Genomic DNA, 19,569 nt, shown 5'->3' with positions numbered 1-19,569 from the left:
TTGCCCGCGATGGTCGTTAACGATAACGCGAACCGCCTGACACTGCGCAGCGCCCTCAGGTACATCGCGGGCAAGCCCGCTCCCACAAGGATCCTGCTAATCCTGTTGTTGAGCATTCCAGGCCTGGCCCACGCTTTTGATCTACAGCAGCTCAGCGATCAACTGGCAAAACCGTCCGTCATCCACGGCACCTTCACCCAGGAAAAACACCTGCGCGCCCTGCCCCAGCCCCTGGTCAGCAAAGGCACCTTCGTGCTCGCCAAAGATCACGGCCTGCTGTGGCTGCTGAAAACACCGTTGCAACAGGACTACCGCATCAGCGCCCAGGGCATTGCCCGGCGCGATGTCAACGGCTGGCAACTGCTGCCGAACAAGAGCGCCGGTGCCGAGCAGAACCGTCTGTTCCTCGCGGTACTCCAGGGTGACAGCAGTGGATTGCAGCGCGACTTCGAACTGCAACTGCAGGGCGAAGCCAACCAGTGGAAGCTGACGCTGATCCCACGCTCACTGCTGCTCAAACAGGTCTTCACCCAAATCAATATCGACGGCGGCGAGCTGGTGCAAACCATCCAACTGCTGGAAACCCAAGGCGACAGCACTGTGCTGCGCATGCAGGACAGCACGGCCGACCAACCGTTGAGCGACGCGGAGCAACATGACTTTGCCCAGTGAGCGCCTGCTGCCGCGCCTGTTCCTGATCCTGCTGGTGGCCGTGCTGGCCCTGGCCGGTTGGCAGTGGCGCCATGGCGCGCCGCTGTCGGCCAACCTGATGGAACTGGTGCCAGGCAATACGCCAGACGCGCTGGAGCTCAAGGCCGAACAGCGCATGCAGGAACCGCTGAACCGCGAAATGCTGGTGCTGGTGGGGCATGCCGATCGGCAAAAAGCCGTGGCGGTCGCGCAACAATTGGGCGAGCGCTGGCAGGCCAGCGGGCTGTTTGAAAAGGTGCAGTGGAACCTGCAAGCCGACTTGCCGGCGCTGCGCGAGCAACTGCTGCGCGGGCGCCTGGCGATGCTCTCGGCCAAGGACCGCGAGCAACTGATCGAGCAACCCGCGGCGTTTATCCAGCAGCGTGTACAGGCACTGTTCGACCCCTTCACCGGGTTCAGCCTGGTGCCCAGCCAGGACGACTGGCTGGGCCTGACCGGGCGCATCCAGAACAGCCAGCCGCAGCATGGTTCGGTGCAGCTGGACATCGGCAGCGGCGCGTTGATCGCCGATGCCGACGGCAAAAGCTGGGTGCTGCTGCGTGCGCGCACCACCGGCAACGCCTTTGATATGAAACTGCCGGTGCAAGTGGCGGATTTGCTCCAGGCCAGCCGCACGCAGGCCAGTGAGCAAGGCGCGCAGCTGCTCGCCGCCAGCGGCTTGCTCTATGCCGCTAATGGGCAGCAACAAGCGACGCGGGAAATCACCTGGGTCGGCGGCGGCGCCACCCTGGGCATCCTGTTGCTGCTGTTGCTCGCCTTCCGCCGCTGGCGGGTGTTGCTGGCATTTGTGCCGGTGCTGGTGGGCATGCTGTTTGGCGCGGTGGCCTGTGTGGCGCTGTTCGGCCATATGCATGTGATGACCCTGGTGCTGGGCTCCAGCCTGATTGGCGTGGCCGTCGATTACCCGCTGCACTATCTGTCCAAAAGCTGGAGCCTGCAGCCCTGGCGCAGTTGGCCGGCGTTGCGCCTGACGCTGCCGGGGTTGAGCCTGAGCCTGGCCACCAGTTGCATTGGCTACCTGGCGTTGGCCTGGACGCCGTTCCCGGCGCTGACGCAAATCGCGGTGTTCTCTGCCGCAGGTCTGGTCGGCGCCTACTTGTCGGCCGTGTGCCTGTTGCCCGCGCTGCTCAAGGGCGTGGAACTGCGCCCGGCGCAATGGCCGCTGCGCATCGCCGAAGGCCTGTGGCTGTTGCGCGCCGCCTTGATCAAACGCGTACCGAGCCCGCTGCTGCTGGCACTGGTGCTGCTGTTCTGCGCGGGCGGCCTGTGGCACTTGAACAGCAAAAACGATATCCGCCAATGGATCGGCGCCCCGCCGCAGTTGCTCCAAGAGGCGCAGGCCGTGGCGCGCATCACCGGGTTCCAGCCCACCAGCCAGTTTTTCCTGGTGCGCGCGGATAACCAGCAGCAGTTGCTGGAACGCCAGGCGGCCTTGGGTCAACGCCTGGACCAACTGGTGAACATGGACAAGCTGCAGGGCTACCTGGCGCTCAATCAACTGGTCAACTTGCCCGCCGAGCAGCAACAGTTGCGTGATGCGCTGAACCAGCTGCCGCAACACTGGCAACCGCTGCTGGACCTTGGCGTGCCCGTCAGCGCCTTGCAGGCCGAAGTTGCGCAGCTGCAAGCGCTGCCCACCGAAGACATCGACGCCGCGCTGGTCGGCCCGCTCGCCGAACCCTGGCGCACACTGTGGCTCGGCCCGGTGGACGGCGGCGTGGCGGCGATGGTCAGCCTGCAAGGCTTGAACAACCCGGCGCTGCTGCGCGTGCAGGCGCTGGATTTGCCCGGCGTGCAATTGGTCGATCGCCTGGGCGACTTGAACCGGGTGTTCGCCGACACGCAGATCAGCGCGGCGGAATTGAAATTGATGTCGTGCGTGCTGATCGTGCTGTTGCTGATCCTGCCGTTCGGCGTTGGCGGTGCCTTGCGCATCGTCGCCCTGCCGTTGCTGGCCGCGCTGTGCAGCCTCGCCAGCCTCGGTTGGCTGGGCCAGCCGCTGACCCTGTTCAGCCTGTTTGGCCTGCTGTTGGTCACGGCCATCAGCGTCGACTACGCGATCTTGATGCGCGAGCAAATCGGCGGCGCTGCCGTGAGCCTTTTGGGAACGCTGTTGGCGGCGCTGACGACCTGGTTGTCGTTTGGCCTGCTGGCGGTGTCGAGTACGCCAGCAGTGAGCAATTTCGGCCTGTCGGTCAGCCTGGGCCTGGCGTTCAGCTTTATGCTGGCGCCGTGGGCCGGGCATCAGAAGCACGCCTTATGAATGTGATTATCGCCATAGCGGCAAGGAGCCCTCGTGCCCACAGTTGAAATGGAACGTCGCCAGGTGGTGGTGATCGGTGCCGGTCCGTCCGGTGCCATCGCCGCCGCGCTGTTAAAGCGCAACGGGCATGATGTATTGATTATCGAGCGCCAGCATTTTCCGCGTTTTTCGATTGGTGAGAGCCTGCTGTCGCACTGCATCGATTTTATCGAAGAAGCCGGCATGCTCGACGCCGTGCAGGCGGCGGGTTTCCAGGTAAAAACCGGTGCCGCGTTTGCCTGGGGCGAGCGCTACAGCGCATTTGATTTTGGTGACACGTTCAGCAACGGCAAGCCCACCACCTTCCAGGTGCAGCGCGGCGAATTCGACAAATTACTGGCCGACCAGGCAGCGCTGCAGGGCGTGGACATTCGCTACGGCGAAACCATCGTCGGCGTCGACTTTGGCGGTGAGAGCCGCTACCTGCACGTGCGCCGCGAGAACGGCAGCGAGTACCACCTCAAGGCCAAGTTCGTGCTCGACGCCAGCGGTTACGGCCGTGTGCTGCCGCGCCTGCTGGACCTGGAAGCGCCGTCGAATTTCCCGCTGCGCCAGGCGGTGTTCACCCACGTTGAAGATCACATCGAACATCCCGGCTTCGACCGCACCAAGATCCTCGTGACCACGCACCCCACCCAACGCGATATCTGGTTCTGGACCATCCCGTTCAGCAACGGCCGCTGCTCGGTGGGCGTGGTAGCGGCCAAAGAGCATTTCCACGGCCGCGACAGCGACCTCGACGCCTGCCTGCGCAGCTTTATCGACGAAACCCCAAGCCTGGCCGGCGTGCTGCAAAACGCCGTGTGGGACACACCTGCGCGCACCATCGGCGGCTACTCGGCCAACGTCAAAACCCTGCACGGCCCTGGCTTTGCGCTGCTGGGCAATGCGGCGGAGTTTCTCGACCCGGTGTTTTCTTCCGGGGTGACTATCGCCATGCGTTCGGCGAGCATGGCGGCCGGGCTGTTGCATCGCCAGCTCAAAGGCGAGACCGTGGACTGGCAAACCGAGTTCGCCGTGCCGTTAAAGCGTGGTGTCGACACCTTCCGCTGTTACGTCGAAGGCTGGTACGCGGGGACGTTCCAGGATGTGATTTTCCACCCTGGCAGCTCGCCAGAGATACGCCGGATGATCAGTTCGATCCTGGCCGGTTATGCGTGGGATGAGCGCAACCCGTTTGTCAGTGAGCCCAAGCGGCGGTTACGGATGTTGTCGGAGATTTGTGCAGGGGATGCCGCGTGAGCAGTCAGTATTTAAGTAACAACTACGTCGAAGAAACCAGGTTCGGCTTCTGGTTCCTGCGCAGCCACACGTGGCAGCACCATGTGTTGCGCGTGGCGATCAACGACCTGCGCAGCTTGTTCACCGAACCGTTGCCGGTGGCGCCGGTGTTGCTCGACGCCGGTTGCGGCCAGGGCAAGTCGTTCCAGTATTTGCAACAGGTGTTCGCGCCGCAGCGCCTGATCGGCCTGGACGCCGACCCCCACAGCCTGGAACTGTGCCAAGCCGAGGCCGCGCGCCAAGGCCTGGCCATCGAGCTGATCGGCAGCGACTGCGCGACCCTGGCGGTGCCGGACGAAAGCGTCGACATCCTGTTCTGCCACCAGACCTTCCATCACCTGGTGGAACAGCATCGCGCCTTGAAAGAGTTCTACCGTGTGCTCAAGCCGGGTGGCTACCTGCTGTTTGCCGAGTCCACCGAAGCCTACATCGACACCTGGGTGATTCGCTGGCTGTTCCGCCACCCGATGCACGTGCAGAAAAGCGCCGAAGAGTATTTGCAGATGCTGCGCGAGCAGGGCTTTGAGTTTGGCCCGCAGAACGTCTCATACCCGTATTTGTGGTGGAGCCGTTCCAGCGATTTCGGCCTGTTGGAGCGCTGGGGCCTGCGCAACCCGCCACCGGTGGGCCAGCGTGAAGAGACCCTGGTCAACTGCGTGGTGCGTAAACCGTTAGAGAGTGCTGCGCCATGATGCGGATGCTGTTGATCGGTTGCCTGTTGCTGCTGAGCGCCTGCGCCAGCCAGCCGCCGCTGCCCGAGAAAACCCCGGCGCTGGCCTTGCCGATGCAGCTGCACGTGCAGCGCCTGGCGGACGGCCAGAGCCAGGACTGGTTGCTGGTGATTCAACGCGAAGGCGCTGGGTTGCGCTGGTCGATGATGGACCCGCTGGGCATTCCCCAGGCCCGGCAAAAACTGATCAACGGCCAGTGGCAGGCTGACGGCCTGCTGCCGCCTAACCCGGCGGCCCGCGAGCTGTTTGCCGCGCTGCTGTTTGCCCTGACCTCGGCGGATGACGTGCGCGCGCTTTACCCGAGTGCCCAGGCCATGGACCTTACGCGCACCCTGCCGGGCCACTGGCAGATCGTCTACCAGTCTTCAGAGGTGTTCAGCGTGAACATGGCGGGCCAGCCGTTGAGCTATCGCATCACCCCGCTTGGGGTTGCTCGATGACCGCCTATCTCAATGCCCTCGGCGTGATTTGCGCCCTGGGCCGCGGCCAGGACGAAGTCAGCCGCAACCTGTTTGCCGGCGACTGCTCCGGCATGCGCGCCGAAAGCGGCTGGGTGCCGGAACGCGTGTTGCCGGTGGGCGGTGTGCACGGTGAACTGGCGAGCATTCCCGCGGAACTGAACCAGCAAAGCAGCCGCAACAACCAGTTGCTGCTGGACGCCGCGTTGCAGATTGAAGGCCAGATCCGCCAGGCGATCCACACCTACGGCCCCTCGCGGGTCGGCATTGTGTTGGGCACCAGCACCTCGGGCATCGACGAAGCCAGCCGGGGCATCGCCCATTACCTGCGCGACCAGCAGTTCCCCGGCAACTACGACTATCAACAACAGGAACTCAGCGCGCCAGCCAACTTCCTCGCCGATTGGCTGCAACTGAGCGGCCCGGCCTATGTGATTTCCACCGCTTGCACCTCCAGCGCCCGCGCGTTGATGAGTGCTCAGCGCCTGCTGGCCCTGGGCGTGTGCGATGCGGTGATTTGCGGCGGCGTCGACAGCCTGTGCAAGCTGACGCTGAACGGGTTCACTTCGCTGGAGGCCGTCTCCAGCGAGCGCTGCAATCCGTTTTCGGTGAACCGCAACGGCATCAATATCGGCGAAGCGGCGGTGCTGTTCTTGATGACTAAAACACCGGCACCGATTGCACTGTTGGGCAGCGGCGCCAGCTGCGACGCACACCATATCTCGGCGCCCGAGCCCACCGGCAAAGGCGCGTTGCAAGCGATGCGCAAGGCCTTGGCCAGCGCAAAACTTGCGCCCGAGCAGATCGGCTACCTGAACCTGCACGGCACCGCCACCCAACACAACGACGCCATGGAAAGCCTGGCCGTCGCCAGCCTGTTTCCCGACGGCGTGGCCTGCTCATCGACCAAACCCATGACCGGCCACACCCTCGGTGCGGCCGGTGCATTGGAAGCGGCGTTCTGCTGGCTGAGCCTGTCCCACGGCTTGGTCCCGCCACATGTGTGGGATGGCCACGCCGACCCGGCCCTGCCTGCGTTGCAGTGGGCGCAGGCCGGCGACACCTTGAAAAAGCGCTGCCTGATGAGCAACTCGTTTGCCTTCGGCGGTAACAACGTCAGCCTGATAATCGCAGAGGCCCCATGATCGATTGGCCACTCGCCGAACTGCTGCCCCACGCGGGCGACATGATCCTGATCGACCAGGTGCTGTCGTTCGATGAAGAGCAGGTGCACACCCGCGCCACCGTCAAGCCCGGCGGCCTGTTCAATCGCCCGGACGGCAGCCTGCCGGCGTGGGTCGGTATTGAACTGATGGCGCAAAGCGTCGCCGCTTATGCGGGTTGCCGCGCGCGCCAAAAAGGCGAAGCGGTGGAACTGGGTTTCCTGTTGGGCACACGTAAGTTCGAGTGCAACGTGGAACATTTCCCGGCCGGTGCCGAGCTGCGCATCCACGGCCTGCGCTCGCTGGAAGACGACAACGGCATGGGTGTGTTCGAATGCCACCTGACCGGCGACGGGATCCAGGCCAGCGCGCGCTTGAACGTATTTCGACCGCCCCAGGCGGCCAACTATTTAGATGAATCGAAGGACGAAACGCCATGACTGAATCCGTACTGGTCACCGGCTCCAGCCGTGGCATCGGCCGCGCCATTGCCCTGCGCCTGGCGCAGGCCGGGCACGACATCGTGCTGCATTGCCGCAGTGGCCGCGTTGAAGCGGACGCGGTCCAGGTCGAGATCGAAGCCCTGGGCCGCAAGGCGCGAGTGCTGCAATTCGATGTGGCGGATCGCGCCACGTGCAAGCAAATCCTTGAGGCCGATGTGGAGCAGCATGGCGCCTATTACGGCGTGGTACTCAACGCTGGCTTGACCCGTGACGGCGCGTTCCCGGCCTTGTCCGAAGATGATTGGGACGTGGTGATGCGCACCAATCTGGATGGTTTCTACAACGTGCTGCACCCGGTGATGATGCCGATGATTCGTCGTCGCGCGGCGGGCCGTATTGTGTGCATCACGTCTGTGTCGGGGTTGATCGGCAACCGTGGCCAAGTGAATTACAGCGCCTCCAAGGCTGGCCTGATCGGCGCGGCCAAGGCGCTGGCCATCGAGTTGGGCAAGCGCAAAATTACCGTCAACTGCGTGGCACCCGGCTTGATCGACACCGCCATGCTCGATGAAAACGTGCCGGTGGAAGAGCTGATGAAAATGATCCCGGCGCAGCGCATGGGCACCCCGGAAGAAGTCGCCGGTGCGGTGAATTTCCTCATGTCGGCCGAGGCCGCTTACATCACGCGCCAAGTCTTGGCGGTGAACGGGGGCCTGTGCTGATGAAACGCGTCGTCGTCACCGGCATGGCCGGCATGACCTCCCTGGGCTGCGACTGGGACACCATCGCCGCCAACTTTCGCGCCAACCGCAGTGGCATTCGGCGCATGGACGAGTGGGACCGTTTTACCGAATTGAACACGCGCCTGGCCGGGCCGATCGATGATTTCGTCGTGCCTGCGCACTGGACGCGCAAGCAACTGCGCAGCATGGGCCGCGTCTCGCGCCTGGCTGTTTGGGCTGCGGAGCAGGCGTTGCAGGACGCCGGTTTGCTCGGCGACGAGTCGATCAAGGACGGGCGCATGGGCGTGGCCTGTGGCTCGTCCACCGGCAGCACCGATGAGATCAAGGCCTTCGGCAATATGCTGCTGAACTCGGTGGCCGAGGGGCTTAACGCCAACTCCTATGTGCGCATGATGCCGCACACCACGGCGGCGAATATCAGCATTTTCTTTGGCCTCACCGGGCGCCTGATCCCCACGTCCAGCGCCTGCACCAGCGGCAGCCAGGGCATCGGCTATGCCTACGAGGCGATCAAGTTCGGCCGCCTGCCGTTGATGCTTGCCGGCGGCGCCGAAGAGCTGTGCCCCACTGAAGCGATGGTGTTCGACGCGCTCTACGCCACCAGCCTGAAAAACGACGCGCCACAGACCAGCCCGCGCCCCTATGACAGCGGCCGTGATGGCCTGGTGATCGGCGAAGGCGGCGGCATGCTGGTGCTCGAAGAGCTCGAACACGCGCTGGCACGCGGTGCGCACATCCACGCCGAGCTGGTCGGTTTCGGCAGCAACGCCGACGGCCAGCACACCACGCGCCCGGAGCAGAAAACCATGCGCCGCGCGATGGAGCTGGCGCTGGAAGATGCCGGGCTTGAGCCTTCGGCCATCGGCTACGTGAACGGCCATGGCACCGCCACCGATCAAGGCGATATCGCCGAAACACTGGCCACCAGCAGCCTGTTCGGCAGCCGCATGCCGATCAGCTCGCAGAAGAGTTTCCTCGGCCACACCTTGGGCGCGTGCGGCGCGCTGGAGTCCTGGTTCAGCATCGAAATGATGAACCGCGACCAGTATGTGCACACCTTCAACCTCGATTCGGTCGACCCGCAATGCGGCGAGCTGGATTACCTGCAAGGCGGGTTTCGCGAGATGCACAACGACTACGTGATGAACAACAATTTTGCGTTTGGCGGCGTCAACACTTCGCTGATTTTCCGCCGCTGGTCCTGAATTTTTAATCGATTGGAGAAAACGGAATGTCTTCCTTGCTACGCGCCACCCTGATCACCCTGGCCCTGCTGACCACCGCCGGGTGCACCAGCAAACCGGTGCTCAACACCCAGCACGCGCTGCCGGCCGACGCTCAAGTCAGCGAAGAAAAAATGAAGCAGGTGATCGTCACCGCCCTGCAAAAACGCGAGTGGACCGTGCAACGTTTCGGCCCGCAACTGGTGCAGGCCGAGATCACCGTGCGCAACCAGTACTACGCTGCAATCGACATCCGCTACACCCGCAACAGCTACGCCATCACCTACCGCGACAGCCGCGACCTGGGCTACAAGGACGGCAAGATCCACCGCAACTACAACCGCTGGGTGAACAACCTGGACAGCGACATCATGGCGGGTTTGCGCAGCAATGGCGTGAATGAGGCCGGGTCGGCGGCGCAGTTGTTTGAACAGACGGGGACGTCGAAGTAGAACTGAGCATTTCAGTTCACTGGTGGCGAGCGGGCTTGCCCCGCGTTGGGCTGCGTAGCAGCCCCAAAACCTGCCCATGAGATCTGACAGAAAAAACGCGGTGACTGTATCAGGGCCGCTTCGCGCCCCAACGCGGGGCAAGCCCGCTCGCCACCAGTAGCTCCACAAACGCCTTGGCCATCGGGGTTTGCGCGCCTTGGCGCTGCACCAACCACACGGCCGTCACCGCGTTCTGATCGAGCAACGTGCGATACACCACCCCATCAATTCGAATCCGCTGGTAAGACGCCGGCAGCACCGACACTCCCAAGCCCGCCGCCACCAACCCGATGATGGTCATTGCCTCCCCGGCTTCCTGGGCGAAGTGCGGGCTGAAACCGGCGTCACGGGCCAGGTTGAGCAGTTGGGCGTACAGGCCGCTGCCATAGGTGCGCGGGAAGAATACAAACGGTTCCTGCGCCAGTTGCGCCAGGTGCAGGCCGCGCTCGCTGCCGTCCACCAGCGGGTGACCGGCGTTCAGCACGGCGACCAGCGGTTCGCGCATCAGCTCGATGACATTCAGCGAATCCGGCAACGGCAGCGGGCGCATCAGGCCCACTTGGATCGACTCATCCACCAGCGACTCGGCCACTTCGGTGCTGCTCATCTCCTGCAGATTCAGATGCACCGCCGGGAACGCCTGGCGAAACGCGAAGATCGCTTGGGGAATACTGGCGTTGAACGGCGCCGACGAGGTGAAGCCGATCTTCAGCTCCCCCAGTTCGCCCAACTGCGCACGCCGCGCCACGTCCGACGCCTTGTCGACCTGCGCCAGCACCAATCGCGCCTCGTGCAGGAACAAACGCCCCGCCTCGTTCAGCTCGACCCGACGGTTGGTGCGCTCAAACAAGCGCGCGCCCACCTCGTGCTCCAGCGCCTGGATCTGCTGGCTCAACGGCGGCTGCGAGATGCCCAGCACCTGCGCGGCGCGGCCAAAATGCAGTTCTTCGGCGATGGCGATGAAGTACCGCAGGTGACGCAATTCCATGCAAGCCTCATTAAGTCGTAAAAGCTATCAAACAGGTCGAACAATATATTGGAAAGAATCATTAGGCAGCTATATTCTTTTTTGCATTGCCAGTTCTGGCAGGCTTTCCCTCGCCGAGGTCCCCGTGAAATCTGCTGTCGCTCCATTTGCTCAAAAAGTCCCGCCTACCGCCCTGGATGAGGTGGTGGCCCAGCTCAACGAGGCGTACATCGAAAAAGGCACGCCGATGTTCATGCGCACGGTGCTGGCGCTGTTTTCCGGGGGGTTCGCCACCTTTGCGCTGCTGTATTGCGTGCAGCCGATGATGCCGGCGCTGTCTCACGAGTTTTCCATCAATGCCGCGCAAAGCAGCCTGATCCTGTCGGTCGCCACGGCGATGCTGGCGTTAGGCTTGCTGGTCACCGGGCCGATTTCCGACCGACTGGGGCGCAAGCCCGTGATGGTGTCCGCGCTGTTCTGCGCCGCGCTGGCGACCATCGCCAGCGGCCTGATGCCGACCTGGGAAGGGATTCTGCTGATGCGCGCGCTGGTGGGTTTGTCCTTGAGCGGCCTGGCCGCCGTGGCGATGACCTACCTGAGCGAAGAGATTCACCCGCAACACATCGGCCTGGCGATGGGCCTGTACATTGGCGGTAACGCCATTGGCGGCATGAGCGGGCGGTTGATCATCGGCGTACTCATCGACTTCGTCAGCTGGCACACCGCAATGCTGATCATCGGCGCGCTGGCGCTGATCGCGGCGACGGTGTTCTGGAAGGTCCTGCCCGAATCGCGCAACTTCCGCACCAGCAGCCTCAAGCCGCGCAACCTGCTGAATGGGTTTGTCATGCACTTCAAGGATGCGGGCCTGCCCTGGTTGTTTCTTGAAGGCTTCCTGCTGATGGGCGCTTTTGTCACGATGTTCAACTACATCGGTTATCGCCTGCTGGCAGAGCCGTACGGGCTGAGCCAGGCGGTGGTCGGCCTGCTCTCGCTGGTGTACCTGACCGGCATCTACAGCTCGGCAAAAATCGGCTCGCTGGCCGACCGCCTCGGCCGCCGACGCGTGTTGTGGGGCACGATTGTGTTGATGCTCGCCGGCATGAGCCTGACCCTGTTCACCCCGTTGTGGCTGGTGGTACCGGGCATGCTGATCTTCACCTTCGGCTTCTTCGGCGCGCACTCGGTGGCCAGCAGCTGGATCGGCCGCCGCGCGGTCAAGGCCAAGGGGCAGGCGTCGTCGCTGTATTTGTTTTGCTACTACGTGGGGTCGAGTATTGCCGGTACGGCGGGCGGGTTCTTCTGGCACTTTGCCGGGTGGAACGGGATTGGCGGGTTTATCGTGGCGCTGTTGATTGGCGCGCTGTTGGTGGCGTTGAAGCTGGCGAAGTTGCCGCCGCTGCAACAGGCCAAAAGTTAGTTACACCTGCGCCTCTGGCGGTTCTGACCGGCCAAGGTACACTGACGGCATTCGTCAGTCATGGTAAAGGAAAGCCAGAATGCGCCTGGACCAGCTTCATATTCAGAATTTTCGTTGCTACGAAGATGCCACTTTCAACTTTCAGCCGGGTTTCAATCTGGTGGTAGGGGTTAACGGGAGCGGTAAGACTTCATTGTTACAGGCAGTAGCTGCCATTTTTGAGGACTTCGCCGCCTCAACTGGTGTTCATCAAGACTCGCTCAACGAAAAAGATGCCCGTTTTATCATCGATAACTACAACGGACGAATTCGCTTTGAACGCCAATACCCTATTTTTCTTGAGGCGAACGGTTACGTATTCGGAAACCGCTCTTGGTCGAGAAAAAAACTGAGGGGTGAGGAGCACGCCCATCCAGACGGAGATCTTGTTGCCGCTGTTCACCGGAAAACTGATGAAATTAATCAAAGTAAGCCTATAAATCTACCCCTGCTGTCGTTCTATCAAGCCAATCGTCGCTGGACCACTGCAAATGTATCCGCCGAATTTTCTGCAACTCAGAAAATATCGAGATTGGACGGCTATAAAAATTGGTATGACGCAGCATCTGACATTAAGGACTTTGAAAGCTGGCTTATTGGGAAGACTCTTGAACAGCTCCAGTCTGTACATCGATCTCCCAATGTAATGTCAGTCTTTGACGATGAACTGTGCTGGATTAACACAGCACTAAAATCCGTCTTACCAAATTCAACTGGCATCTATTACGACCTTCCTCTCAGAAGCCTTCTCGTCAACCTGGAGGGGTATGGTTTCTTGCCGTTCAACGAATTAAGTGATGGTCAGCGGGGGTTAGTGGCTCTAATCGCGGACATCGCCCGCCGAATGTGTATCCTCAACCCGCACATGGGTAAGAACGTCCTGAAAAACACATCAGGCGTAGTCATCATCGACGAACTGGACATTCACCTTCACCCAGCATGGCAGCGCGGCATTGTTCCAGCACTGAAAGAAGCATTTCCCAAAATTCAGTTCATCGCTGCAAGCCACTCTCCACAAATCATTGGCAGCCTAAAACCCGAAGAAGTCATTGTTCTGAACAACGGCGGTGCATCCCACCCACGAGTCACATACGGCCTCGACTCCAGCAGTGTGTTGGAGGAGGTCATGGGCGTGACACAACGTGAGCCCGAAATTGAAAAACTGCTGTCAGAGTTGTTTTCAACGCTGGAAGACAACGACGTCAAAAAAGCAAAAATCCAGCTTGAAGCGTTGAAGAAAAAAGCACCTGACCTCCCAGAGTTTGCGGGAGCCGAAGCGCTGATGAGGCGCAAGGAGATTCTCGGAAAATGAAGCGAGTGCTCAAAGGAACTGAACCCACTTCATTTACAGAATGGAAAAACTCGGCAAACGACGAATGGTGCCCCACTTACCCTGCGTTGCGAAACCCGGAAAAACAGGCTCTTCACAACAGCCTCCTACTCGAACAAGGTTTCTTTTGCTGCTACTGCGGTAGAGAAATAGATGCTTCCGACAGCCATATCGAGCATTTCAGGCCTCAAGAACAGTTCGAAGAATTGGCATTGGACTATCAGAATCTCCATGCCTCTTGTCTGCGCGAGACAAAACCCGGCAACCCATTGCACTGCGGCCATCGCAAGAGCAACTGGTTCGACGAAGCGCAGCATATCTCTCCAATGGACGAACGATGTGAACTGCGCTTCCGTTATCTGAGAACTGGTGAAATCCAACCTAAAGACTCTGAAGACCTGCCCGCTTCGAAGATGATTGAGGTCTTGGCTCTAGACATTTCCTATCTGAATAATCGTCGCCAAAACGTAATCCGGCTGCTGTTCGATGAAGAGTTCCTGAGCCAGGCAAGCGAGGAAGACCTGACTCGACTTGTTACCGCAATTCGCTCTGCAGATATCCACGATCAAAAACCTTTCGACCACATCATCGCCCGCTACGCCGAACAGCTCCTTGACCTTTAAAACCAACACAAACAAAAAACGCCCGGCATAAGCCGGGCGTTTTTTATTCGGTTGTACTCAGTCGTGGTACTGCGCCGACAGCTCATGCACCGCGCGCAGGAACGCACCAGCATGCTCCGGATTCACTTCCGGCGTAATGCCATGGCCGAGGTTGAACACGTGCCCGCTGCCCTTGCCGTAGCTGGCCAGGATGCGGCCGACTTCGGTGCGGATTGCTTCCGGCTTGGCGTACAGCACGGTCGGGTCCATGTTGCCTTGCAGCGCGACCTGGCCGCCAACGCGGCGGCGCGCTTCGCCAATGTCGCAGGTCCAGTCCAGGCCCAGCGCGTCAGCGCCAGCATCGGCGATGCTTTCCAGCCACAGGCCGCCACCTTTGGTGAACAGGATGACCGGCACTTTGCGGCCTTCGTGTTCGCGGATCAGGCCACTGACGATCTTGCGCATGTAGGCCAGGGAGAATTCCTGATAGGCCGCCGACGACAGGTTGCCGCCCCAGGTATCGAAGATCTGCACCGCTTGCGCGCCGGCCATGATCTGGCCGTTGAGGTAGCTGGTGACCGATTGCGCCAGTTTATCCAGCAGCAGGTGCATGGCTTGCGGGTTGTCGTAGAGCATGGCCTTGGTCTTGCGGAAGTCTTTCGACGAACCGCCTTCGACCATGTAGGTGGCCAGGGTCCAAGGGCTGCCGGAGAAGCCGATCAGCGGCACGCGGCCGTTGAGCTCGCGGCGGATGGTGCTGACGGCGTCCATCACGTAACCGAGGTCTTTGTGCGGATCAGGGATCGGCAGCGCTTCGATGTCGGCCAGGGTGCTGACAACCTTTTTGAAACGCGGGCCTTCGCCGGTTTCAAAATACAGGCCTTGGCCCATGGCGTCGGGGATGGTGAGGATATCGGAGAAGAGGATGGCCGCGTCCAGTTGTGGGTAGCGGTCCAGCGGCTGCATCGTGACTTCGCAGGCGAACTCCGGGTTCATGCACAGGCTCATGAAATCACCGGCATTGGCGCGGCTGGCGCGGTATTCCGGCAGGTAGCGACCGGCTTGACGCATCATCCATACAGGCGTGACGTCTACAGGTTGCTTGAGCAGGGCACGAAGGAAACGGTCGTTCTTGAGGGCAGTCATGTCGGCATCCGCAAAAAAAGTGCGGGCATTTTCTCAGAGCGCGACGCAAAAGGCACGGAGTGAGCCGTGCCTTTTGTCTATCGGGTCAATTTGTCGCGGTGATGGAACGTCACACTTGAGCTTCTTCTCTGCAAAGATTTGAAACTAAGGGTCACATTTGCTCGCACTCTTCCAACCTCGGTTTAACCGCAAATTAACTGCTCGTTCCTAGCATCCATGCCTCTTTATGGAGGCATGTCGATGTATAGAAAGCTGCGTTTCGCATCCGCTTCAGTGGTGTTGGCCATTGCTGCGAGCGGTTGCACCCAGGCACCCGAGCCGCAGGCATCCGCCCCCGTAAAGGTGAGCACAGAAACCCTGCAAGCCAAACCCATTTCCATCAGCAGCGAGCTCAGTGGGCGCATTGCCGCACCACGAACGGCCCAGGTAAACGCTCGGGTGGCTGGGGTGGTGCTCAAAAGTGTGTTCGCGCAAGGCGGTGACGTGAAACAGGGTGACGTCCTGTTCTACATCGACCCGGCGCCGCTGCAGGCGGATCTGGACAGCGCCCTGGCCGGGCTTAAACGGTCGCAAGCCGATACTTTGCGCGCACGTCAGCAAGAACAGCGTTACCGCCAGTTGATCTCAGCCAAGGCGATCAGTGCCCAGGAGTATGACAACGCGCGCGCGGCCGCACGGCAGGCTGAAGCTGACGTCGCAGCCAACGAGGCCAAGGTGCAACGCGCGCGCCTGAATTTGAGTTATGCCACCGTGACCGCGCCCATCTCCGGGCGCATCGGGCGTGCCCTGGTGACCGAAGGTGCCTTGGTCGGACAGAACGAATCAACCCCGCTGGCGCTGATCCAGCAGTTGGACCCGGTCCATGTCGACCTGACGCAATCGACCCGTGAACTCAACGAACTGCGCCGCGCATTCCGCTCCGGCCAGTTGCAACAACCGGGCCCGGGCCAGGCCAAGGCCACCTTGCTGCAGGACGACGGCAGCGCGTACCCGTTGCCCGGCAAGCTGCTGTTCAGCGACATCTCAGTAGACCCCGGCACCGGCCAGATCATCCTGCGCAGCGAGTTTCCCAACCCCGACCTCGATTTGCTGCCCGGCAGCTTCGTGCGAGTGCGGCTGGAGCACGCCATCGACCAACAAGGTATCAGCGTGCCGCAGCGCGCCATCCTGCGTAACAGCGCCGGGCAGGCTCAAGTGCTGCTGGTGGATGAGGAACTGCGTGTGAGCCTGAGAACCGTGGAACTGGGCGCCGTGCACCAGAACCGGTGGATTGTCACCGACGGCCTCACATCCGGCGACCGAATCGTCGTCGAAGGCTTGCAACATGCCCGCCCAGGCGAACACGTGGTGATCGACAACGGCGCTCTTCCACTCGACCAGGCTATTGGTCAGTCAAAAGGACGCTAGCGCATGCCGCAATTCTTTATTGACCGCCCGGTATTCGCCTGGGTGATTGCCCTGTTTATCCTGCTGGCGGGTGTTCTGGCGATTCCACAGCTCCCCGTGGCGCAGTACCCCAACATTGCGCCGCCGCGCATCGAAGTCGTCGCCAACTACCCCGGTGCTTCGGCGCAGGCGATGGACCAAAGTGTCGTCAGCCTGATCGAAGAAGAGCTCAGCGGGGCTGATCACCTGCTGTATTTCGAATCAAGCAGCAGCCAAGGCACCGCCACGATCACTGCGACATTCAAGCCAGGCACCTCTGCGGATCTTGCGCAGGTCGATGTGCTCAACCGCCTGAAAGCCGTCGAATCGCGCCTTCCACAAGCAGTGATCCAACAGGGCTTGCGCGTGGAGAAAGCGTCCACCGGCTTTCTGCTGTTCGTTTCGCTTATCGGCACCGACGAGAATGTCACCAGCATTGACCTCAGCGATTACTTGGCACGTAACGTCATCAACGAAATCAAGCGCGTGGAGGGGGTTGGGAAAGTCCAGTTGTTCGGCGCTGAGCGAGCCATGCGTATCTGGGTCGACCCGCAAAAGTTGATCGCTTTCAACCTGACACCCGCAGAAGTCAACGCAGCAATCGCGGCTCAAAACACCTTGATAGCCGCCGGCAGCCTGGGCGAGTTACCCGCTGCCAATACCCAGGAAATCACCGCGACCGTCCTGGCTGAGGGCCAACTGTCGAGCCCGCAAGCGTTCGCCGACATTGTGCTGAGAGCCGAGCCCAACGGGGCTGTCGTGCGCCTTGGCGATGTTGCCCGGGTTGAAATCGGCAGCCAGGAATACCAGTTCGGCACCCGACTCAATGGCCGACCGTCCAGCGAATTGGGCGTGCAATTGACGCCTGACGGCAATGAGTTGAGTACGGCAACACGCGTGCGCGAGAAGATGGACGAGTTGTCACGCTACTTTCCTGCCAGCATGAAGTACCAGATCGTTTACGACAGCTCGCCGTTCGTCAAAGCCTCAATTACTAAAGTGGTGTACACACTGCTCGAAGCCATGGTGCTGGTGTTCGCGGTGATGTACTTGTTCCTGCAAAACATTCGTTACACATTGATTCCGACCCTGGTTGTACCGGTCGCATTGATGGGCACCTTGGCGCTCATGTTACTGATGGGATTTTCCATCAACGTGCTGACCATGTTTGGCATGGTGCTGTCGATCGGCATCCTGGTGGACGACGCCATTGTGGTGGTGGAGAACGTTGAACGCATCATGCTGCAGGAGCGGCTCTCGCCCAGGGAAGCCACGCGCAAGGCGATGAAACAAATCAGCGGGGCTATCGTCGGCATTACTTTGGTGCTGGTGGCGGTATTTATCCCGATGGCATTTATGCAGGGGTCCGTCGGGGTCATTTACCAGCAGTTTTCGCTGACCATGGCCACCTCCATTCTGTTCTCGGCGCTCCTTGCGCTGACGCTCACACCCGCGCTTTGCGCAACCCTGCTCAAGCCTGTGGCCGCGGGTGATCACACCTCTGCACGGTTCTTCGCCGGGTTCAACCGCCGGTTCGAACAACTGACCGAGCATTACCAAGGCTGGGTGACTCATGCCTTGAAACGCAGCGGGCGCTATTTGTTCATCTATGCAGCCCTTCTGCTCGTGCTGGCAGTGAGCTTCAGCCAGCTGCCCGCCTCGTTTCTTCCGAAAGAAGACAAGGGCTTTGTGATCATCGACATTCAACTCCCCCCCGGAGCGAGCCAAAGTCGCACGTTAGAGGTCGTCAAACAGGTCGAAACACATTTCGCCACGGAGCCTGCCATGGACAACAGCACATTCGTTCTCGGCTACAACTTTTCCGGCAATGGGCAGAACGCGGCGTTGGGTTTCGCGGTGCTCAAGGGTTGGTCCTGGCGGGGCAGTAATGACTCTGCAGCCGCAATCACCGACCGTGCCAACGCGGCCTTGAGTCAAATCAAGCAAGCCGAGGTGCTGGTGGTGTCGCCGGCACCGATTCGCGGTCTCGGCAGTTCCAGCGGTTTCGAGTTGCGTTTGCAGGATCGTGGCAGCCTTGGCTACGCAGCCTTGATGCAGGCTCGCAACAATTTACTGGAAGCGGCGCAAGCCAGCCCGATCCTGACAGATGTGCGCGAAAGCGCGCTGGCCGAAGCCCCCCAGGTCAAACTCAATATTGACCGCCGACATGCTAACGCGCTCGGTGTCTCCTTCGCCGACATTGGCAACCTGATGTCCACCGGCATCGGTTCGGCCTACATCAATGACTTTCCCAACCAGGGCCGTATGCAACGGGTGGTGGTGCAGGCCGAAGGCGACCAACGTCAACAGGTTAATGACTTGCTGAAGATGCACGTACGCAACAACGCAGGACAAATGGTGCCCCTTTCAACATTCGTTAAAGCCACATGGACTCAAGGGCCTGCGCAATTGAATCGTTACAACGGCTACCCCTCGGTGAGCATCTCCGGCGAACCCGCGCCCGGCTACAGTACCGGCGAAGCCATGGCCGAAATCGAACGCCTGGTGGCCCAGGGGCGCGCGGGCATTGGGCAGGAATGGACGGGGTTGTCTTTGCAGGAGCGCTTGTCCGGCAACCAGGCGCCGATCCTGATCGGCCTATCGCTGCTGGTGGTGTTCCTGTGCCTGGCGGCGCTGTACGAGAGCTGGTCGATTCCCACATCCGTGTTGCTTATCGTGCCGCTTGGTGTGCTGGGCGCTGTTCTGGCAGTCACGCTGCGCGGGATGCCCAACGACGTATTCTTCAAGGTCGGTTTGATCACGATCATTGGCCTGTCGGCGAAGAACGCAATCCTGATCATCGAGTTCGCCAAGACACTTTACGATGAGGGCTACGACCTGATCGACGCCACGCTGCAAGCCGCTCGGCTGCGCTTACGTCCAATTGTGATGACTTCGATGGCGTTTATTCTAGGCGTGGTGCCGCTGGCCATTGCCACCGGCGCCGGCTCGGCAAGCCAGCAAGCCATTGGTACGGCCGTGATCGGCGGGATGATCAGCGCAACACTGGCCGTGGTGTTTGTACCGGTGTTTTTTGTGGTGGTGATGAGGCGCGTTAAAAAACGTAAGCAATAAAACGCAAAAGCGGGCTTGT

General features: G+C 60.9%; 17 protein-coding genes. 15 read left to right on the top strand and 2 right to left on the bottom strand.

Features of this window, described 5'->3' with window-relative positions; genetic code table 11:
- Positions 1-9 precede the first annotated feature (9 nt).
- From L8I05_RS17205 to L8I05_RS17160, 10 genes are read left to right on the top strand one after another with little or no spacing between them, the layout of a single operon-like run.
- Positions 10-672 (top strand): outer membrane lipoprotein carrier protein LolA, encoded by a 663-nt coding sequence (locus L8I05_RS17205; RefSeq protein ID WP_242170659.1) that lies wholly within the window; start codon positions 10-12, stop codon positions 670-672.
- On the top strand, positions 662-2,974 hold the full coding sequence (locus L8I05_RS17200) for an MMPL family transporter (protein ID WP_242170656.1): 2,313 nt from the start codon (positions 662-664) through the stop codon (positions 2,972-2,974). The genes L8I05_RS17205 and L8I05_RS17200 overlap by 11 nt, the downstream gene beginning before the upstream one ends.
- Positions 2,975-3,007: 33 nt before the next feature.
- The gene (locus L8I05_RS17195; protein ID WP_242170469.1) at positions 3,008-4,255 is read left to right on the top strand and encodes an NAD(P)/FAD-dependent oxidoreductase; all 1,248 of its coding nucleotides are present in this window, start codon (positions 3,008-3,010) and stop codon (positions 4,253-4,255) included.
- A complete protein-coding gene (locus L8I05_RS17190) occupies positions 4,252-4,986 on the top strand; it encodes a class I SAM-dependent methyltransferase (RefSeq protein WP_159953799.1) in 735 nt (244 codons plus the stop codon). The genes L8I05_RS17195 and L8I05_RS17190 overlap by 4 nt, the downstream gene beginning before the upstream one ends.
- Positions 4,983-5,465, top strand: coding sequence for a hypothetical protein (locus tag L8I05_RS17185; protein WP_242170465.1), 483 nt, complete (start codon positions 4,983-4,985; stop codon positions 5,463-5,465). Before L8I05_RS17190 ends, L8I05_RS17185 begins: the two co-directional genes overlap by 4 nt.
- Positions 5,462-6,628, top strand: a complete 1,167-nt coding sequence (locus tag L8I05_RS17180) for a beta-ketoacyl-[acyl-carrier-protein] synthase family protein (RefSeq protein ID WP_242170461.1) — start codon at positions 5,462-5,464, stop codon at positions 6,626-6,628. Before L8I05_RS17185 ends, L8I05_RS17180 begins: the two co-directional genes overlap by 4 nt.
- Positions 6,625-7,086 (top strand): hotdog family protein, encoded by a 462-nt coding sequence (locus L8I05_RS17175; RefSeq protein WP_159953796.1) that lies wholly within the window; start codon positions 6,625-6,627, stop codon positions 7,084-7,086. Before L8I05_RS17180 ends, L8I05_RS17175 begins: the two co-directional genes overlap by 4 nt.
- Positions 7,083-7,811 (top strand): 3-oxoacyl-ACP reductase FabG, encoded by a 729-nt coding sequence (fabG, locus tag L8I05_RS17170; RefSeq protein ID WP_197625837.1) that lies wholly within the window; start codon positions 7,083-7,085, stop codon positions 7,809-7,811. Before L8I05_RS17175 ends, fabG begins: the two co-directional genes overlap by 4 nt.
- Positions 7,811-9,037 (top strand): beta-ketoacyl-ACP synthase, encoded by a 1,227-nt coding sequence (locus L8I05_RS17165; protein ID WP_094949280.1) that lies wholly within the window; start codon positions 7,811-7,813, stop codon positions 9,035-9,037. The genes fabG and L8I05_RS17165 overlap by 1 nt, the downstream gene beginning before the upstream one ends.
- A 26-nt stretch (positions 9,038-9,063) precedes the next feature.
- Positions 9,064-9,507, top strand: coding sequence for a hypothetical protein (locus tag L8I05_RS17160; RefSeq protein WP_242170458.1), 444 nt, complete (start codon positions 9,064-9,066; stop codon positions 9,505-9,507).
- Between the two features lie 109 nt (positions 9,508-9,616).
- Here L8I05_RS17160 and L8I05_RS17155 read toward each other — a convergent pair whose 3' ends face one another.
- The gene (locus L8I05_RS17155; protein WP_242170455.1) at positions 9,617-10,534 is read right to left on the bottom strand and encodes a LysR family transcriptional regulator; all 918 of its coding nucleotides are present in this window, start codon (positions 10,532-10,534) and stop codon (positions 9,617-9,619) included.
- Positions 10,535-10,706: 172 nt separating this feature from the next.
- Between L8I05_RS17155 and L8I05_RS17150 the strand changes: the two genes are divergently transcribed.
- The 3 genes from L8I05_RS17150 to L8I05_RS17140 all read left to right on the top strand — a co-directional run bounded on the left by L8I05_RS17150 (position 10,707) and on the right by L8I05_RS17140 (position 13,925).
- Positions 10,707-11,933 carry an MFS transporter gene (locus L8I05_RS17150; RefSeq protein WP_242170653.1) on the top strand — a complete coding sequence of 409 codons (1,227 nt, stop codon included), beginning with the start codon at positions 10,707-10,709 and terminating at the stop codon, positions 11,931-11,933.
- 79 nt (positions 11,934-12,012) lie between these two features.
- Positions 12,013-13,284, top strand: a complete 1,272-nt coding sequence (locus L8I05_RS17145; protein WP_242170452.1) for an AAA family ATPase — start codon at positions 12,013-12,015, stop codon at positions 13,282-13,284.
- Positions 13,281-13,925 carry a retron system putative HNH endonuclease gene (locus tag L8I05_RS17140; RefSeq protein ID WP_242170450.1) on the top strand — a complete coding sequence of 215 codons (645 nt, stop codon included), beginning with the start codon at positions 13,281-13,283 and terminating at the stop codon, positions 13,923-13,925. The genes L8I05_RS17145 and L8I05_RS17140 overlap by 4 nt, the downstream gene beginning before the upstream one ends.
- 57 nt (positions 13,926-13,982) lie before the next feature.
- Here L8I05_RS17140 and hemE read toward each other — a convergent pair whose 3' ends face one another.
- Positions 13,983-15,050 (bottom strand): uroporphyrinogen decarboxylase, encoded by a 1,068-nt coding sequence (gene hemE / locus L8I05_RS17135; protein WP_242170446.1) that lies wholly within the window; start codon positions 15,048-15,050, stop codon positions 13,983-13,985.
- A 240-nt stretch (positions 15,051-15,290) separates the two neighbouring features.
- Here hemE and L8I05_RS17130 point away from each other — a divergent pair, with 240 nt between their 5' ends.
- Together L8I05_RS17130 and L8I05_RS17125 are read left to right on the top strand one after the other, a co-directional pair.
- Positions 15,291-16,457 (top strand): efflux RND transporter periplasmic adaptor subunit, encoded by a 1,167-nt coding sequence (locus L8I05_RS17130; protein WP_242170443.1) that lies wholly within the window; start codon positions 15,291-15,293, stop codon positions 16,455-16,457.
- A 3-nt stretch (positions 16,458-16,460) separates the two neighbouring features.
- Complete coding sequence (locus L8I05_RS17125) at positions 16,461-19,550, top strand: efflux RND transporter permease subunit (protein ID WP_242170441.1); 3,090 nt, start codon at positions 16,461-16,463, stop codon at positions 19,548-19,550.
- Positions 19,551-19,569 lie beyond the last annotated feature (19 nt).

The organism is Pseudomonas sp. MONT-RG-20F-20-E-7-02, assembly GCF_022662395.1.
Classification (GTDB): domain Bacteria; phylum Pseudomonadota; class Gammaproteobacteria; order Pseudomonadales; family Pseudomonadaceae; genus Aquipseudomonas.
This window is presented reverse-complemented; position numbering and strand designations above follow the sequence as displayed.

Bases quoted from the DNA above. Each gene is read 5' to 3' on its own strand.
- L8I05_RS17205 (WP_242170659.1), top strand. From the start codon at position 10: ATGGTCGTTAACGATAACGCGAACCGCCTGACACTGCGCAGCGCCCTC.
- L8I05_RS17185 (WP_242170465.1), top strand. From the start codon at position 4,983: ATGATGCGGATGCTGTTGATCGGTTGCCTGTTGCTGCTGAGCGCCTGC.
- L8I05_RS17180 (WP_242170461.1), top strand. From the start codon at position 5,462: ATGACCGCCTATCTCAATGCCCTCGGCGTGATTTGCGCCCTGGGCCGC.
- L8I05_RS17175 (WP_159953796.1), top strand. From the start codon at position 6,625: ATGATCGATTGGCCACTCGCCGAACTGCTGCCCCACGCGGGCGACATG.
- fabG (WP_197625837.1), top strand. From the start codon at position 7,083: ATGACTGAATCCGTACTGGTCACCGGCTCCAGCCGTGGCATCGGCCGC.
- L8I05_RS17165 (WP_094949280.1), top strand. From the start codon at position 7,811: ATGAAACGCGTCGTCGTCACCGGCATGGCCGGCATGACCTCCCTGGGC.
- L8I05_RS17160 (WP_242170458.1), top strand. From the start codon at position 9,064: ATGTCTTCCTTGCTACGCGCCACCCTGATCACCCTGGCCCTGCTGACC.
- L8I05_RS17155 (WP_242170455.1), bottom strand. From the start codon at position 10,534: ATGGAATTGCGTCACCTGCGGTACTTCATCGCCATCGCCGAAGAACTG.
- L8I05_RS17145 (WP_242170452.1), top strand. From the start codon at position 12,013: ATGCGCCTGGACCAGCTTCATATTCAGAATTTTCGTTGCTACGAAGAT.
- L8I05_RS17140 (WP_242170450.1), top strand. From the start codon at position 13,281: ATGAAGCGAGTGCTCAAAGGAACTGAACCCACTTCATTTACAGAATGG.
- hemE (WP_242170446.1), bottom strand. From the start codon at position 15,050: ATGACTGCCCTCAAGAACGACCGTTTCCTTCGTGCCCTGCTCAAGCAA.
- L8I05_RS17130 (WP_242170443.1), top strand. From the start codon at position 15,291: ATGTATAGAAAGCTGCGTTTCGCATCCGCTTCAGTGGTGTTGGCCATT.
- L8I05_RS17125 (WP_242170441.1), top strand. From the start codon at position 16,461: ATGCCGCAATTCTTTATTGACCGCCCGGTATTCGCCTGGGTGATTGCC.